At 67.7% G+C, this 15,738-nt stretch carries 13 protein-coding genes; all 13 read left to right on the top strand.

What is annotated here, in order from left to right; genetic code table 11:
* The first annotated feature begins 148 nt into the window (after positions 1–148).
* The 13 genes from N4261_RS02115 to N4261_RS02055 all read left to right on the top strand — a co-directional run bounded on the left by N4261_RS02115 (position 149) and on the right by N4261_RS02055 (position 15,642).
* Positions 149–1,642 carry an FAD-linked oxidase C-terminal domain-containing protein gene (locus N4261_RS02115; protein WP_261758592.1) on the top strand — a complete coding sequence of 498 codons (1,494 nt, stop codon included), beginning with the start codon at positions 149–151 and terminating at the stop codon, positions 1,640–1,642.
* Positions 1,642–2,796, top strand: a complete 1,155-nt coding sequence (gene glcE, locus N4261_RS02110; RefSeq protein WP_261758591.1) for a glycolate oxidase subunit GlcE — start codon at positions 1,642–1,644, stop codon at positions 2,794–2,796. The genes N4261_RS02115 and glcE overlap by 1 nt, the downstream gene beginning before the upstream one ends.
* Positions 2,797–2,843: 47 nt before the next feature.
* A complete protein-coding gene (locus tag N4261_RS02105; protein WP_261758590.1) occupies positions 2,844–4,145 on the top strand; it encodes an AAA family ATPase in 1,302 nt (433 codons plus the stop codon).
* A 2-nt stretch (positions 4,146–4,147) separates the two neighbouring features.
* Positions 4,148–4,798 carry an HNH endonuclease gene (locus N4261_RS02100; protein ID WP_261758589.1) on the top strand — a complete coding sequence of 217 codons (651 nt, stop codon included), beginning with the start codon at positions 4,148–4,150 and terminating at the stop codon, positions 4,796–4,798.
* A gap of 2 nt (positions 4,799–4,800) precedes the next feature.
* Complete coding sequence (gene glcF / locus N4261_RS02095) at positions 4,801–6,045, top strand: glycolate oxidase subunit GlcF (protein WP_261758588.1); 1,245 nt, start codon at positions 4,801–4,803, stop codon at positions 6,043–6,045.
* Positions 6,046–6,758: 713 nt separating this feature from the next.
* A complete protein-coding gene (locus N4261_RS02090; RefSeq protein ID WP_261758587.1) occupies positions 6,759–8,480 on the top strand; it encodes an alkaline phosphatase family protein in 1,722 nt (573 codons plus the stop codon).
* Positions 8,481–8,945: 465 nt separating this feature from the next.
* Positions 8,946–10,925 (top strand): ABC transporter ATP-binding protein, encoded by a 1,980-nt coding sequence (locus N4261_RS02085; RefSeq protein WP_261758586.1) that lies wholly within the window; start codon positions 8,946–8,948, stop codon positions 10,923–10,925.
* Between the two features lie 87 nt (positions 10,926–11,012).
* Entirely contained in the window at positions 11,013–11,474 is a 462-nt protein-coding gene (locus N4261_RS02080) for a hypothetical protein (RefSeq protein WP_261758585.1), read from the top strand.
* A 175-nt stretch (positions 11,475–11,649) separates the two neighbouring features.
* A complete protein-coding gene (locus tag N4261_RS02075) occupies positions 11,650–12,315 on the top strand; it encodes a hypothetical protein (protein WP_261758584.1) in 666 nt (221 codons plus the stop codon).
* Positions 12,316–12,328: 13 nt separating this feature from the next.
* Complete coding sequence (locus N4261_RS02070; RefSeq protein ID WP_261758583.1) at positions 12,329–12,622, top strand: HPr-rel-A system PqqD family peptide chaperone; 294 nt, start codon at positions 12,329–12,331, stop codon at positions 12,620–12,622.
* Positions 12,619–13,533 carry an HprK-related kinase A gene (locus N4261_RS02065; protein WP_261758582.1) on the top strand — a complete coding sequence of 305 codons (915 nt, stop codon included), beginning with the start codon at positions 12,619–12,621 and terminating at the stop codon, positions 13,531–13,533. The genes N4261_RS02070 and N4261_RS02065 overlap by 4 nt, the downstream gene beginning before the upstream one ends.
* A complete protein-coding gene (locus N4261_RS02060) occupies positions 13,530–14,753 on the top strand; it encodes a nucleotidyltransferase domain-containing protein (protein WP_261758581.1) in 1,224 nt (407 codons plus the stop codon). The genes N4261_RS02065 and N4261_RS02060 overlap by 4 nt, the downstream gene beginning before the upstream one ends.
* Before the next feature lie 271 nt (positions 14,754–15,024).
* Positions 15,025–15,642, top strand: a complete 618-nt coding sequence (locus tag N4261_RS02055) for a CDP-alcohol phosphatidyltransferase family protein (RefSeq protein WP_261758580.1) — start codon at positions 15,025–15,027, stop codon at positions 15,640–15,642.
* Positions 15,643–15,738 lie beyond the last annotated feature (96 nt).

Here is a 15,738-nt window from a genome sequence, read left to right as displayed (position 1 = left end):
CGCCATCGCCAGCGGGCGGCAGGATCGCCGTCGGCGTAGCGAATCCGCTCAGACCAGCGGGGCCGCATCACCCAAGCCGGGTTTTTACCCGTCGTCCATCGAGGGGCCCTGCGCACCGGCATGGTGAACGCGGGCTACAGTTCGGGCCATGAATGCCGCGCTCCCCTCCTCCGCCCTTGAGCGGGCCGAGCAGCAGGCTCGGCTGGTCCGGGCGCTGCGCGAGGTCCTGCCCGCGCATGCGCTGTTGTGGCAGGACGAGCAGACCCAGCCGTATGAATGCGACGGCCTGACCGCCTACCGGGAGCGTCCGCTCGCGGTGGCCCTGCCGGAGGATGAGGCGCAGGTCGCGTCGGTGCTCAAGTGCTGTCATGCGATGGGAGTGCCGGTGGTCGCGCGCGGCGCAGGCACTGGCCTGTCGGGCGGCGCCATGCCGCATGCCCGAGGTCTGACGCTGGCGCTGGCCAAGTTCAACCGCATCCTCGCCGTGGATCCGCTGGCCCGCCTCGCCCGGGTGCAATGCGGGGTCCGCAACCTCGCAATCTCCGAGGCGGCCGCGCCCTTCGGCCTTTATTACGCGCCGGATCCGAGCAGCCAGATCGCCTGCACCATCGGCGGCAATGTGGCCGAGAACTCCGGCGGCGTGCATTGCCTGAAATACGGGCTGACCTTGCACAACGTGCTGAAGGTCCGAGGCTTCACCGTCGAAGGCGAGCCAGTGGAATTCGGTGCCGAGGCGCTCGATGTGCCGGGCCTGGATCTGCTGAGCGTGGTGGTCGGTAGCGAAGGCATGCTGGCCATCATCACGGAAGTCGTGGTGCGGCTCACACCGAAGCCGCAACTGGCGCGCTGCATCATGGCCAGCTTCGACGACCTGCGGCGAGCCGGCGATGCGGTCGCCGCCATCATCGCGGCCGGCATCATCCCGGCGGGTCTGGAGATGATGGACAAGCCGATGACGGCCGCGGTGGAGGACTTCGTCCATGCCGGCTATGACCTGAACGCCGAGGCGATCCTGCTCTGCGAGAGCGACGGCACGCCGGAAGAGGTGGCCGAGGAGATCGACCGCATGATCGCGGTGTTGCGCGCCAGCGGCGCCACCGGCATCGAGGTCAGCGAGAACGAGGCGCAGCGGCTGCGGTTCTGGAGCGGCCGCAAGAACGCGTTCCCGGCCTCGGGCCGCATCAGCCCGGACTACATGTGCATGGACTCGACGATTCCGAGGAAGCGGCTGGCCGACATCCTGCTGGCCATCCAGGGGATGGAACAGAAGTACCAACTGCGCTGTGCGAATGTTTTTCATGCCGGCGACGGCAACCTGCATCCGCTCATCCTCTACGACGCCAACGATCCCGACCAACTGCATCGATGTGAGCAGTTCGGCGCGGACATCCTGGAGACCAGCGTGGCCATGGGCGGCACGGTCACCGGCGAGCACGGCGTGGGCGTCGAGAAGCTCAACAGCATGTGCGTCCAGTTCTCGCCCGAAGAGCGCGAACAGATGCTGGCCCTCAAGCGGGCCTTCGACCCGAACGGCTTGCTCAACCCTGGCAAGGTGATTCCCACCCTGCACCGCTGCGCCGAATACGGCCGCATGCACGTTCAGCGTGGCGTGCTGGCTTTCCCTGAACTGGAGCGTTTCTGATGACGTCATCCGAAGGTCTGGATGAACCTGTCGTGGCCGCGGCCACGCCCGCCAGCGTCGAGGGTCTGCCCCGGCAGGCCCTGGAGCGCTTGCGCGAACGCATCCGCAGCGGCGGACCGTTCTGCATCGAGGGCCACGGCAGCAAGGCGTTCTACGGCGGCGAGCCGCGCGGCGAGCCCTTGTCCACGCTCGATCTCAACGGCGTCTGCGCGTACGAGCCCAGCGAGCTCTATGTGACCGCGGCCGCCGGCACCCCGCTGGTCGAGCTGGAGGCGCTGCTCGCTCGCGAGGGTCAGCAACTGGCCTTCGAGCCGCCTCGCTTCTCCGGCAGCGAGCGGGGCCGCGGCACCGTGGGCGGCATGGTGGCGGCGGGGCTCTCCGGGCCGGCGCGTGCCACCTCCGGCGCGGTGCGGGACCATGTGCTGGGTTTGTCGATGCTCAACGGGCAGGGCGAACTCCTGCACTTCGGCGGCACGGTCATGAAGAACGTGGCGGGCTACGACGTGTCCCGGCTGATGGCGGGTGCGCTCGGCGTGCTGGGCCTGATCGTGCAGGTGTCGCTGAAGGTGTTGCCGCGCCCGGTCGCGACCTTGACCCTGCGTTTCGAGCTGCCTCAGGAACAGGCACTGCCGGAGCTCAACCGGTGGGGCGGCCAGCCGCTGCCGATCAGCGCCAGCGCATGGTGGGACGGCGCGCTGGTGCTGCGCTTGTCCGGTGCCGAGGCGGCGGTGCGCGCGGCGGCGCAGAAGCTGGGCGGAGATGTCATTCCCGAGGCGATGGCTGCGCCCTTCTGGGAGGGGCTGCGGGACCATGAGGACGAGTTCTTCACCGGCGCCCGCCGCGCGGTGCAGGGCGGCGCGTCGATGTGGCGCATCAGCGTTCCGGCGACGGCCCCACCGATGCCGCTGCACGGCGAGCAGTTGATCGAATGGGGCGGTGCCCAACGCTGGGTGGTCACGCCGATGGCGCCGGCGCAACTGCGCGAGATGGCGGCGGCCGTCGGCGGCCATGCGACCTTGTTCCGCGCCAATGACAAACAGGCGGGCGTCTTCGCGCCGCTACCGCCGACGCTGGCCCGCATCCACCGTGAATTGAAGACCCAGTTCGACCCCCGGGGCGTGTTCAATCCCGGCCGGCTCTGCGCCGAGTTCTGAGCGATTGCGCGACACCGACAACGCGCCTGCGTCCATTCCCGACCACCATGCACATCCAGTCCGTCCACATCGACAATTTCCGGCGATTCGAACGCTTCGACTGTGAGTTGGATCCTCGCCTCACCTTGCTGATGGGCGTGAATGGGGCCGGGAAGAGCTCGTTGCTCAAGGCGATCAGTCTGCCGATCGCTGGATTCATCGCTCGCGTGCTCGACACCCCCGCCCAACGGGCATCGCTTCACTTTGAGATGGATGATGTCCGGCAGATTCACCTTGCTGACCCTGCCGGTGAACTGTGGCGCACGCCTGTCCTGCCGTCTCTCGTGCGCATCGGTGTGGACGCGTTCGGAGCCAGCCATCAATTCACTCAAGAACATGACCCGCTCGGCGCCTTCTTTTCTGCCGAATTCGACCCTCACTATGCGCACGCGCTGGCGGGTAGTGCCGAGTTCAGTGGCGCTCGGTCCTGGTTCCAGCCAGGCAATGCGAGTGCCATCCCGTTATTCGCTCGCTTCGGCGCTCAGAACGTCCAAGGCAGTCCACGCGCCAACAGCCTGCAGAAACCCTTCGAGAACAAGCAGCAGATCTGGGAGCGGTTCTCGAATGACGAGGTGGACATCGGCGTCCTCGCCCAATGGTTCCAGTACAACGAGCTGCGCACCCTTCAGGAGGGAAAGCCGCCGCTGATCTACGCCGCAGTCAAGGGCAGCGTCCTCGCCTCGATGCATGCCAGCGACATCAAATACGTGGTGCGCGACAACCAGTTGATGGTGCTGCACGATGACCATGGCTGGCGCCCGTTCCATCAGCTCAGCGATGGTCAGAAGCGTCTTGCCGCCATCTACATGGAACTGGCGATCCGGGCGGCCACGCTGAACTCTCACCTGGGCGCGAACTGCGTGGCCGAGACGCCGGGGATTGTCCTGATCGATGAGCTGGACCTTCACCTGCACCCACAATGGCAGCGCTCCGTCATCGAGAACCTGCTCACCGTGTTCCCGAAGCTCCAGTTCATTGTGGCCTCGCATTCCCCCTTCCTCATCCAGGCGGCCTTGGAGCGGGGCGCGGTCATCGACATGGCCACCGGCCAACGGGCGACGACGGCCGACCACAGCATCGAAGACATTGCCGAGAACGTGATGGGCGTTGACCAGCCGCAACGCAGTCAGCGGTTCCTGGAAATGCGGCGGCTGGCGCAGGACTACCTGGAGCTCCTCGAGACGCCGGCCGCAACGCCCGAAGCAAAGGCCGCGCTGAAGGCGCGATTGGATCTGGCGCTGTCCGTGTTCGCCGACGATCCTGCGGCTGCGGCCTGGCTCAGCCAGCGTCGCGTGGTCAAAGGCCTGTGACCATGCGCGCCGTCGACAAGGGACCGCCACCCGTGCAAGCCGATGGCCAGCCTGTCGAGATGGCGTCCTACCAAGACGCCGCAGATCACCTGAAACGTCGCCTGGGCCGCTACTGCAGTTTCTGCGAGCGCCCCGTGCCGGTCGGCCTCGCTGTCGAGCATAAATGGCCGAGACTTCACTTTCCTGAGCTCGAGCGCGCCTGGGAGAACCTTCTGCTCGGCTGCATGAACTGCAACAGCCACAAGGGGACGCGCCATGTGGCGGTCGGCGGTGTCATGTTTCCGGACACGCACGACACATTCGCTGCCTTCGAATACATCGAGTCCGGACGTATCCGTCCCCGCCCCACCCTTGCGGACGCCGCGCCCGCCGCCGCCCTGCTGGATCTGGTCGGCCTGTCTCGTGAACCGCAACAGCTCTCGACGGCCGATCACCGCTGGGACGACCGGCTGGAGACCTGGGCACTCGCCTGCCAGAGCCGGGACGACCTGGCTGCAAACGACTCCCCCCTTGTGCGCGCGGCCATCCTCCGGACGGCCGTGGCTCGGGGCGGCTTTTCCATCTGGATGGCGGTCTTCGCGCATGACCCCGCCATGCGTCGTGCGCTTGCCCAGGCCTTCCCCGGCACCCGGCCGCTTCAATGCGCCGCCTGACCATGCAAACCCACCTCGCCCCCGAATTCCAAGGCACGCCCGAAGGCGAGACCGCCGAGGCCATCCTGCGCCGATGCGTGCATTGCGGCTTCTGCACCGCCACCTGTCCGACCTATCAATTGCTGGGCGATGAACTCGACGGTCCTCGCGGTCGCATCTATCTCATCAAGCAGGTGCTCGAAGGGGCCACGCCCACCCAGACCACCCAGCAACACCTGGACCGTTGCCTGACCTGTCGCAATTGCGAAAGCACCTGTCCGTCCGGCGTGCAGTACGGGCAACTGGTCGAGATCGGTCGGCGGGTGGTGGATGCCAAGGTGGGCCGCCCCCGCGGCGAGCGCCTGCAGCGCTGGCTGCTGAAGGAGGGCATGACCTCCGCGCTGTTTCAGCCCGCCCTGAGACTGGGCCAGGCCTTGCGCCCCTTCGTGCCGGCCGCGCTGAAGGACAAGGTCCCCGCCCGACCGCAGCCCCAGGCCTTCCAATGGCCGCAACGCCCCCATGCGCGCAAGGTGCTGATGCTGATGGGCTGCGTGCAGCCGGCCATGCTTCCCAACATCAACGCGGCCACCGCCCGCGTCCTGGACGCCGCAGGCATCCAGACCCTGGTGGCCGACGACGCCGGTTGCTGCGGCGCCATTCGCGCTCACCTGAACGATCACCACGGCGGCCTGGAGGACGCGCGTCGCAACATCGACGCCTGGTGGCCGATGGTGGAGGGACACAACCAGCCGGTCGAGGCGATCGTGATGAACGCCTCCGGCTGCGGCGTCCAGGTCAAGGACTACGGACGGCTGCTGGCCCACGACCCCGACTATGCGGAGAAGGCCGCACGCGTCTCCGCCATGACACGCGATCTGTGCGAATGGCTCCCGGCCCTGGTGCCGGCTTTGAAGCCGCAACTCCGGCCGAACCGGCCCACCCCTCGGTTGGCCTACCACCCGCCCTGCACGCTGCAGCACGGGCAGCAGATCCGGGGCGGCGTCGAATCCGTGATGCGGGAACTGGGATTCGAGATCGCCGTCTCGCCAGGCGAGAGCCACCTGTGCTGCGGATCGGCTGGCACCTATTCGGTCCTGCAGCCCTTGCTGTCCAAGCAGTTGCGCGAACGAAAGCTCGACGCACTCGCGCCGCTGCAGGCCGATGCCATCGTGTCGGGCAACATCGGCTGCATTCAACACCTGCAATCGGGCACCTCGACCCCGGTGCGGCATTGGATCGAAGTGTTGGACGACGCCCTCACGGCCTGACCCCTTGCTCAGCGCGGTGCGGGCAGCTCGCCCTCACATCGCCGCAGGACGCACCTCGGTGGGCGCCGCGCGCTGTCGGCAGCGCCAGACGGCGCACCTTACGGTGCCCATCACCCCGACGTTTCAGCGACGGTGTCGCTGGCCCTTCTGAACCGCAGCAAGCCGCAAGACCCGCCCCTCATTTCAGTCTGTGACCCCCTCGGCCAGCCAGTAATACCGCCTGATGACCGGGCCATGACGTGTCGACAACATCGCTTTGACGTCGCATCCACGCATCATTCAGCATCGAACCCCAGCGATCTTGCGCAAGAAGTCGCAGCTTTCAGACAGCTCTCCGGGCAAACCCGGGCATGAGCTTTGCCTGCGCGCCACACAATCGCGCTCAATAACAGGAGGGGAGCGCGCAAGCGATTCCAATCAGAAACGGAAGGGGCCGATTGCCGCGTGGTGATCGGCCCTTTTTCCATTGAGGCACCTGAATTGGCGGGCATCACCCAGCCCACGCCGCTGCCACGACCGGCCGAAAGTTGCCGCAGAAGATTCCCTTTCTTCGCGCCTGCGACACCTTGCGGCGTCCCGTTCACCTCACGTCGCACGACTGTGCGGCGCGCGAGCCGGGCGGCAAGGGAGGCGCGCCAGCCCGAGGACGGTGTCCGGACCGACAGGGAGATACTGCACCGTCACACGTTTTCGGCGCAACGCCCTCCCCGACCATGACCCTCACCCGCCGCACCTGGCTGCTGGTGCCCGTGCTCGCCGCGCTGGCCGCTTGCAGCCACACGCCGTCCGACGCCACCACGGACGCCGTCGCCGCCCCTCTGGCACCGACCACCGCCCCGGCGGCCAAACCACCCAAGCTGGTCGTCTTCATGGTGGTGGACGGCCTGCCGATCCGGCAGGTGCTGGGCTACCGGGACCAACTGCAGCCGGACGGTTTCCGTCGCTTCCTCGACCGCGGCACCTGGTTCGCCAACGCGTACTACGGCCACGGCTACACGGTGACGGCAGCGGGCCATTCCGTGATGCTCAGCGGCGCTTATCCGCAGCGCAGCAGCATCATCGGCAACGAGTGGCGCCATCCGGTCACCGGTGACGAGGTCTACAACACCGAGGACAGCCGCTACCAGTACATCGGCCACAAGACCGAGCCGCACGCCGGCACCAGCCCGGAAAACTACAAGGTCGAGACCGTCGGCGACGTGCTGCGCACGGTGCAGCCCGGCTCCAAGATGATCGGCATCTCCGGCAAGGATCGCGGCGCGATCCTTCCCTCCGGCCACAAGGGCACGGCCTACATGTACATGGGCTCGACCGGCCAGTTCGCGTCCACCACCTACTACATGCAAAAGCACCCGGCCTGGGTGGAGTCCTTCAACGCGGCCAAGCCCGCCGACCAATTCTTCGGCAAGGCCTGGACGCCGATGCTGCCCGAATCGGCCTACGCCCGCAGCGTCCCGGACGGCCAGCCCTGGCAGGCCAACAGCGGCAACGGCAACCGGCTGCCGGCAGTGCTGGGCGCCAACATGGACGGCCCGGGGCCGCGCTTCTACGGCAACATCCTGCCCTCGCCGTTCGGTGACGAACTGACCCTGGCCTTCGCCCGCGCCGCCGTCGAAGGCGAGCAACTGGGCGCCGACGACCAAACCGACATCCTTTCGGTCAGCCTGTCCAGCCATGACTATGTGAACCACGCGTTCGGGCCGGAATCGCGGCTCTCGCATGACCACTTCCTGCACCTGGACCGCCACCTGCAAAGCTGGTTCCAGTACCTGGACCAACGCATCGGCCGCGGCAACTACATCGCCGTGCTGACCGCCGACCATGGCTTCATGGACACCCCGGAATGGGCACGGGGCCAAGGCCGCGACGCCGGACGCATCAATCCCGCCCAGGTCGTTGGTTATGTGAACGCCGGACTCTCGAAACAATACGGCGAGGGCCGCTGGGTGCGCGGCTTCTCGGCCACCGGTCTGCAGTTCGACGAAGCGCTGATCCAGACCAAGGGCCTGCGCAACGACGATGTCTATGCCAAGGCGAAAGCCCTGGCCGAGGAGATCCCCGGCGTGCAGGTGGCTTTCACCCGCGCCCAACTGGCCGGCAACGACACCACCACCCCCTTCCTGGAACAGATGCGCAAGAGCTGGCACCCGGACGTGGCGGCACCGCTGCAACTGGTGCCCAAGCCCGGTTGGATGTTCGGCTCTCGCCTGATGGGGACCACCCACGGCTCGCCGCATGAATACGACACCCACGTTCCGCTGCTGACCTGGGGACCCGCCTGGGTCGGTCAAGGCGAAGTCGCCCAACGCGTGGAAGTGGCCGACCTGGCGCCGACACTCGCCCGGATTCTGGGAATCCCCGCACCCCGCCAGGCGCAGGGGAAACTGCTGCCGCTGCCAGCATCTGGGGTGGCTGCGGAGAAGAAGGCGCATTGATGCGGTGGTGCGGTGACGTTGTGATGCTGTGATGGTCTGATGCCGGGATGCACCGAGGCACTTAGGAACACTGCGCTCCCCCACCGCCCCCCACCTGCCCCCTCCGCGCTTGACCGCAGGAGCCGGTGCCACTCTCCGCTCAGACGCTCCGCATTCGCTCCAAGTGCCACCGGCTCCTACGGTCCCACACACCCAGCTCCTTCACGGACCCACGCACGCACACGGCAGCAGCACGATCGTCCTTAAGTGCGGTGCTACTGCTGCTGCGGTTGCTGTCGTTGCTGCTGCTATTGCTGCTGCTGTTGCTGTGCGGTGCGGTGCGGAGGCCGCGGGCATAACGCGCCATTGAGACGGCGGATTCGGCCATTCAACGCACTGGGCGACGGCTCGACACACTCGGGATCGACGATCGACATACGACTCCTGTAGGCTTTGCAGTTCTCATAAAAGATCAGGGAGACCGCCGTGTTTGGCTGGTTCGAAAAACTCGTCGATCCGTTTCCGACGACGCCCGCGCCGCAGCCACCGGCCGGTTTCTTCGCCTTCGTGTGGTCGTCCACCCGCGGCATGCGCCGGCTCATCCTGGTGCTGATCCTGCTCACCGCCGCCATCGGCGCCTTCGAGGCGCTGCTGTTCTCGATGCTGGGCTCAGTGGTGGACTGGCTCAGCGCCGTGCCCGCCGATCAGTGGTGGACCACGCAGAAGTCCAAGCTGCTGATGCTGGCCGGCATCCTGCTGGCCAGCCCGCTGCTGATCGCCCTGCAAGGCATGAGCAAGTACCAGGGCCTGTCCAGCAACTTCCCGATGCGGCTGCGCTGGAATTTCCATCGCCACCTGCTCGCCCAGAGCCTGAGCTTCTATCAGGACGAGTTCGCCGGCCGCGTCTCCGCCAAGCTGATGCAGACCGCCCTGGCAGTCCGCGACTGCGTGCTGATCGTCACCGACATCCTGGTCTTCATCACCATCTACTTCGTCACCATGCTGGGCGTGGTGGGCAGCTTCGACGCGACGCTGCTGCTGCCCTTCCTCGGATGGCTGGCCTGCTATGTGCTGGCGCTGACCTTCTTCGTGCCGCGCCTGGGCAAGGCCGCCGCCGCACAGGCCGATGCCCGCAGCCTGATGACCGGCCGGGTGACCGACGCCTACACCAACATCAGCACCGTCAAGCTGTTCTCCCACAGCCAGCGCGAGGCCGGCTTCGCCAGCAGTGCGATGAAGGACTTCCTGGCCACCGCCTACCGGCAGATGCGCCTGATCAGCGGCTTCGAGATCGTCAACCATGCCCTGTCGATGGGCCTGATCGCGGCCACCGCCGGCATGACGCTGTGGCTGTGGACCCAGGGCCAGGTCGGCATCGGCGCCGTCGCCGCGGCCACCGCGATGGCGCTGCGGCTCAACGGCATCTCGCACTGGATCATGTGGGAGATGGCCAGCCTGTTCGAGAACATCGGCACGGTGCAGGACGGCATCACGACACTGGCTCGCCCGATCGAGATCCGGGATGCGCCCGACGCGCAACCGCTCACCGTCTCCCGCGGTGAACTCCGCTTCGAGCAGGTCAACTTCAGCTACGGCGGCAAGAAACCGGTGCTGCACGACCTGACCCTGCAGATCCACCCCGGCGAGAAGATCGGCGTGGTCGGTCGCTCCGGCGCCGGCAAATCGACACTGCTCAACCTGCTGCTGCGCTTCTACGACATCGACAGCGGCCGGGTGCTGATCGACGGCCAAGACATCGCCCGCGTGACCCAGGACAGCCTGCGCGCCCAGGTCGGCATGGTCACCCAAGACACCAGCCTGCTGCACCGCTCGGTGCGCGACAACCTGATGTACGGTCGCCCGGACGCCACCGAAGCCGCCATGCGCGCCGCCGCCGAACGCGCCGAAGCCGTTGATTTCATCGATGGCTTGACCGACGCCAAGGGCCGCAAGGCCTATGACGCCCATGTCGGCGAGCGCGGTGTGAAGCTCTCCGGCGGCCAGCGTCAACGCATCGCCATCGCCCGGGTAATGCTCAAGGACGCCCCGATCCTGCTGCTGGACGAGGCCACCAGCGCGCTGGATTCGGAAGTCGAGTCCGCCATCCAGCGCAGCCTCTACCGGTTGATGGAGGGCAAGACGGTGGTGGCCATCGCCCACCGGCTGTCGACCATCGCCGCCATGGACCGGCTGATCGTGATGGACCAGGGCCGCATCGTCGAGCAAGGGGATCACGCGTCCCTGCTGGCCCAGGGTGGTCTGTACGCCAAGCTGTGGGCCCACCAGAGCGGCGGCTTCCTGGTCGAGGATGAACTGGACGCGGCGTCCCCGGGCAGCGACCTTGATCCCGATGCGGTCGACGCCGCGTCGCCGGCCACGCACCGCGCAGCCGCCGGCGACCGGCCCCCGCGATCAGGGGAACACCACGACACGGATCGCGACATCGTCCACGCCGACCGCGACTGAGTACCGCCACCACGCCCCGGCACCCTTGGCACCTCGGCGCCGGGGGCCGAAGATGCGCCCCAAATGATGTGGGGACCGGATTCCGTGGTGAAACGCGATATTCAAGCCTTTGTGGATGGGCCGTTCCGGCCGCACGGGCGAATCGAGGTGTGGCGCGAAGGCGCGATGGTGAGATCCCGGGCCGAGGGCCCGTTCAATCGGGAAGCCGTGCTTGGCCTGGGCCGCGCCATGGACGACCTGCTGACGGTGGATCCCCCACCGGCGCGCTTCATCGACCTGGCGGAACTGAGCGTCAGCATGATCGCCTCGCCCGACGCGATGCAGGAGCTCGATCGTTTCCTGGGCGAGATTGCCCAGCACCGGGCGCCGCCGGTCGCGGTGGCCTATGTGGTGGGGGCCGACGTGGAGGGGCGGGCGCTCATGCTGCCGCTCTACCACGCCCTGTACCGCAAACATGGACGCCGCTTCCAGGTCTTCCTCAACCTGGAGGACGCGCTGGGCTGGTTGAACGCGCAGCTGAATGACGTATCCATCGAAGACAAAGTGTGAGCAAGCGCAAACTTATCCTCTGATGAAAGGATGCCGTACGCCACCCGTTCAAGGGGGGCATGGCGCTGGTCGGCAACGGCCCGGTATGAAACACTCCCATCGCAGGTCGGATCTCATCCGATCGGCTTGAGCGTCCGCCCCTTTCTGGGGCCCGTGCATCACGAAAGCTGAGTTTATGGACCACCGCAGCGAAACCCAACAGCCGTCCGAGCCGACCCCGCAAGTCGGCGCCGTGGTATCGCAGCGACGTCGCCGGTTCATTCAGGCGGGGGTGGTGCCGGTGGGACTGACGCTGGCCAGCCGGCCGGTGATGGCCTGGCATTGCAACACCACCTCGGCCTGGGGCTCGGCCGTCCTGCGCAATGGCGGCGCCAGCGTGCAGGCCCGTGCGGAAGCCGCCGTGCTGAACAACACCGAATGCTGGACCATCAGCAACTGGGCCAGCAACAGCATCCGCTCGCAGGTCTCGAGTACCGCCCCGTGGGCCTATGTGGTCGCGCGCTGGTACTCCGGCAAGTCCGTCACCCATGCGCAGAACAAGCTGACGGTCGACAAGCTCTACCCCGGCACGCTCAAGAACGTGGCCTCCAACACCAACGTCTACCAACTGCTGAAGACCGATCCCGGCGGTTGGGGCTCGATGATGCTGGTGGCGCGGCTCAACACCCTGTTCGCCGGCCATCGCGTGGCGGAATGCGTGCTGTCCAACGGTCAGGACATGCTGTTGACGATGGCCTCCCAAGGCCCGAACGCCTTCCGGCCCAGCAATTCCACCGGCAGCCCCTGGACCGAAGCGGAAATCCGCCGCTATCTCTCAGAGAACTACCTCGTGCGGGCCTGACACGCCCCGCGACGTGTGGCGCTGCCGCCATCGACTCCATGACGTGCTGTTGGCCTGGGAGGGCGAACAGCACGCTGTCTTTTTCGACCCGGTCGGCGGCGACACCCACCTGATCGCTGCGCTCGGCGCCCAACTGGCCGAATGGCTGGCCGCCGAGCCGCTGGACCGCGATCAACTGCGGCATCGCCTGGCGCATGACATCGACTGGGACCAGCCGCCCACGCCCGACGCCCTGGACGATCTGCTGGACCTGCATCTGAACCGCCTCATCGACATCCGTCTGCTGGCGGAGGAGCCGCGGGCTTGAGAGTCGGTCAGGTCGAGCGCGGCGAGCTTCGTCAGCGCCTGCGCCGTGACGGCGTGGCGCTTCGCCTGTCGCCCTTCACCGTGCGGGTGCGGTCCGACCTGCCGCACCTGGCCGACGACATCGCCGCCATGTACCGCGACTTCGACCTGCTGGAGCCGGGTGAGTTCGTCGACTTCCATGTCGCCGTGCTGCGCAGCTCGCACTGGCTCAGCCGCTGGCAAGGCAAGGCCGAGTTCTGGTTCGATGGCCAGCGCTCCTTCACCCCGCTGCCGGCCGCCCAGGCGCTGGCGATGCTGGAGTGGGGCATCAACTGGTGCATCGCCGCGCATGCCCATCAGTTCCTGCTGATCCATGCCGCCGTGCTGGAACGCGACGGCCGCGCGCTGCTCATGCCCGCGCCGCCCGGCTCCGGCAAGAGCACCTTGTGTGCGGCCCTGGCGCACCGGGGCTGGCGGCTGCTCTCCGACGAACTGGGACTGCTGGACCTCGACACCGGCCGGGTCCACGGCATGGCCCGCCCGATCAACCTGAAGAACGCGTCCATCCCGCTGATGCGCGCCTTCGCGCCGCAGGCGCTGTTCAGTGCCTCGATGCCCAACACCAGCAAGGGCACCGTGGCCCTGGTGCGCGCGCCGGACGAGGCCATCGCCCGCCGGCACGAACCGGCCCAACCCGCCTGGGTGGTGCTGCCCGCGTGGCGCGCCGACGCCCCGACCCGGCTCACACCGATCGAACGCGCCCGCGCCTTCATGGACCTGGCCGAACAGTCCTTCAACTACGACCTGCACGGCCAGGCCGGCTTCCAGGCCCTGGGCCGCTTGGTCAACGACTGCCAGTGCTTCCAGTTCGAATACAGCCGGCTGGATGAAGCCGTGGCTCACTTCGAGTCGCTGACCGAGGCGCAGCCATGAGCGGCCCTTCCCGCACCCCGCCGGCGACGCCCCGCGACAGGGTCGACGACATGGCCCAGGACAGCGCCGAGCGGCCGCTGCTGGTGCGCGTGCTGTTGAACCCGGCGGCCGCGGTGGACCTCTCCCCGGCCGCCTGGGACCTGCTGCTGCGCCAGGCCCGGCGCGCCAATCTGGCGGGCCGCTTGGCGCGCCAGATGGCGGACGGCGGATGGCTGGACCAGTTGCCCGCGCCGGTACAGCCCCACCTGCGCGCCGCCTTGCTGCTGTCGAGGCGACAAGCCCAGATGCTGGGCCGGGAGGTGGACCTGCTGCGCGAGACACTGGCCGATCTGCCGGGGCCGCTGATCCTGCTCAAGGGCGCCGCCTACGCCCTGGGCGGCCATTCACCGGCGCCGGGCCGGATGTTCAGCGACATCGACCTCCTGCTGCCGCCCGACCAACTGGCCCGCGCCGAAACCACGCTGCTGGTGCAGGGCTGGGCCTTCGACGACCTGGACCGTTACGACCAGCGCTACTACCGCCAATGGATGCACGAGCTGCCACCGCTGCACCACAAGCGCCGCGGCACCTCGCTGGACCTGCATCACACCCTGCTGCCGCCGACCGCCCGCACCCCGCTCAACAGCCGCGCGCTGTTCGACGCGCCCCGCGAACTGCCCGGCCGGCCCGGCGTGTTCGTGCTGCCGCCGGAGGACATGCTGCTGCACAGCGCCGCCCATCTGTTCCACGAAGGCGAGCTGCCCAACGGCCTGCGCGACCTGTTCGACCTGGATGCGCTGCTGCGCGAGTTCGGCGCGATCGACGGTTTCTGGACCCGGCTGCTGGCGCGCTCCGCCCACATCGGCCTGAATCGGCCCCTCGCCCTGGCGCTGCGCTACACCCGTCGATGGCTGGACACGCCCTTCCCCGACGCGCTGCTCGAGCAGCTCCCGACACCTTCCACCTGGCGCCAAAGGGTGCTGGACGCCTGCTACCGCCGCGCCCTGCGACCGGCGCATGAGAGCTGCCGACTCCCCGGCCACGACCTCGCCGCGCTGGCGCTCTATGTGCGCTCGCACTGGCTGCGCATGCCGCTGCCGCTGCTGGCGCGCCATCTGGTGCGAAAAGGCTGGGCGCGGCTGACCGAGTCCCCGCAGACGCCGGACGCGCCGGCCGCCCCCACCGCGCCCCCCACGCAACCGCCCGTACTGACCGCGGATGCGGATCACCAGCCTCACTGACCGAGTGGATGGGGCCGGCCAGACGCGCCTTGTGCCGGGGTCATCGCGTGAAGACGCGTTGGGCTGAATCAGGCCGCGCCACGCCGCGCCGCATTACGCCGCGTCAGGTGCGTTAGGCGCGTTAGCGCGTTAGGCGCGCCAGGCCGATGGGAGCCGATGGGGGCAGATTGAGGCCGCGTCAGGCCGGTGCGAGCCAAGACGTCCTCAGCCGCCGCCACCCCAGGCGCGGCCTTTGCCGACACGGTCGAGACCATCGCTTATGCTCCCGGCCATGAACCGACCCAAGCCTTTTTCGATGATCCGCGAGTTCCACCTCGCCGATTGGTTCACCCTGGGCAACGCCTTCTGCGGGATTGGCGCGCTGTTCTCGGTGATGACCTATCTGCAGAACCGCGAGTTGCTGCATCTGTATTACGCCTGCGCGCTGATTCCCGCCGCGCTGGTCTTCGATGTGCTGGACGGCCGCATCGCCCGCTGGCGTCAGAAGAGCTCGGCCATGGGCCGCGAGCTGGATTCGCTGGCCGACATCATCTCCTTCGGCGTCGCCCCGGCGGTCATCGCCTACGGCTGCGGCATGCAGGGGCTGTGGGACCGGATCATCCTGGGCTTCTTCGTCGCCGCAGGCGTGTCGCGTCTGGCGCGCTACAACATCACCGCCGAGCAGTTGAGCTCCGGCGGCGACAAGGTGAAGTACTTCGAGGGCACACCGATCCCGACCTCGCTGCTGCTGGTCATCGTGCTGTGGGTCGCTGCTGTCCAAGGCGCCATCGGTGACGCGCTGTGGGGCGGCGCGCTGCGTTTCGGTGGCTTCACGTTGCACCCGCTGGTGCTGATGTTCGCCGTGTCCGGCTCGCTGATGATCAGCCGGATCCGCATTCCCAAGCTCTGAACCGGCACCACAAGGCTCGCCGGCCTGGACGGCCATGCGAGCCTCTCCGCACGCCTCCCCCGCCCGCGTTCTGGTGGCGCGGGTCGGGGAACGCGG

The sequence above is a fragment of the Roseateles amylovorans genome (genome assembly GCF_025398155.2).
Taxonomy (GTDB): domain Bacteria; phylum Pseudomonadota; class Gammaproteobacteria; order Burkholderiales; family Burkholderiaceae_C; genus Roseateles; species Roseateles amylovorans.
The sequence above is the reverse complement of the archived record's forward strand: the minus strand, read 5'-3'. Positions and strand labels throughout refer to the sequence as shown.

Excerpts from the sequence above, each read along its gene's own strand:
- N4261_RS02115 (WP_261758592.1), top strand. The coding sequence starts at position 149 with ATGAATGCCGCGCTCCCCTCCTCCGCCCTTGAGCGGGCCGAGCAGCAG.
- glcE (WP_261758591.1), top strand. The coding sequence starts at position 1,642 with ATGACGTCATCCGAAGGTCTGGATGAACCTGTCGTGGCCGCGGCCACG.
- N4261_RS02105 (WP_261758590.1), top strand. The coding sequence starts at position 2,844 with ATGCACATCCAGTCCGTCCACATCGACAATTTCCGGCGATTCGAACGC.
- N4261_RS02100 (WP_261758589.1), top strand. The coding sequence starts at position 4,148 with ATGCGCGCCGTCGACAAGGGACCGCCACCCGTGCAAGCCGATGGCCAG.
- glcF (WP_261758588.1), top strand. The coding sequence starts at position 4,801 with ATGCAAACCCACCTCGCCCCCGAATTCCAAGGCACGCCCGAAGGCGAG.
- N4261_RS02090 (WP_261758587.1), top strand. The coding sequence starts at position 6,759 with ATGACCCTCACCCGCCGCACCTGGCTGCTGGTGCCCGTGCTCGCCGCG.
- N4261_RS02075 (WP_261758584.1), top strand. The coding sequence starts at position 11,650 with ATGGACCACCGCAGCGAAACCCAACAGCCGTCCGAGCCGACCCCGCAA.
- N4261_RS02060 (WP_261758581.1), top strand. The coding sequence starts at position 13,530 with ATGAGCGGCCCTTCCCGCACCCCGCCGGCGACGCCCCGCGACAGGGTC.
- N4261_RS02055 (WP_261758580.1), top strand. The coding sequence starts at position 15,025 with ATGAACCGACCCAAGCCTTTTTCGATGATCCGCGAGTTCCACCTCGCC.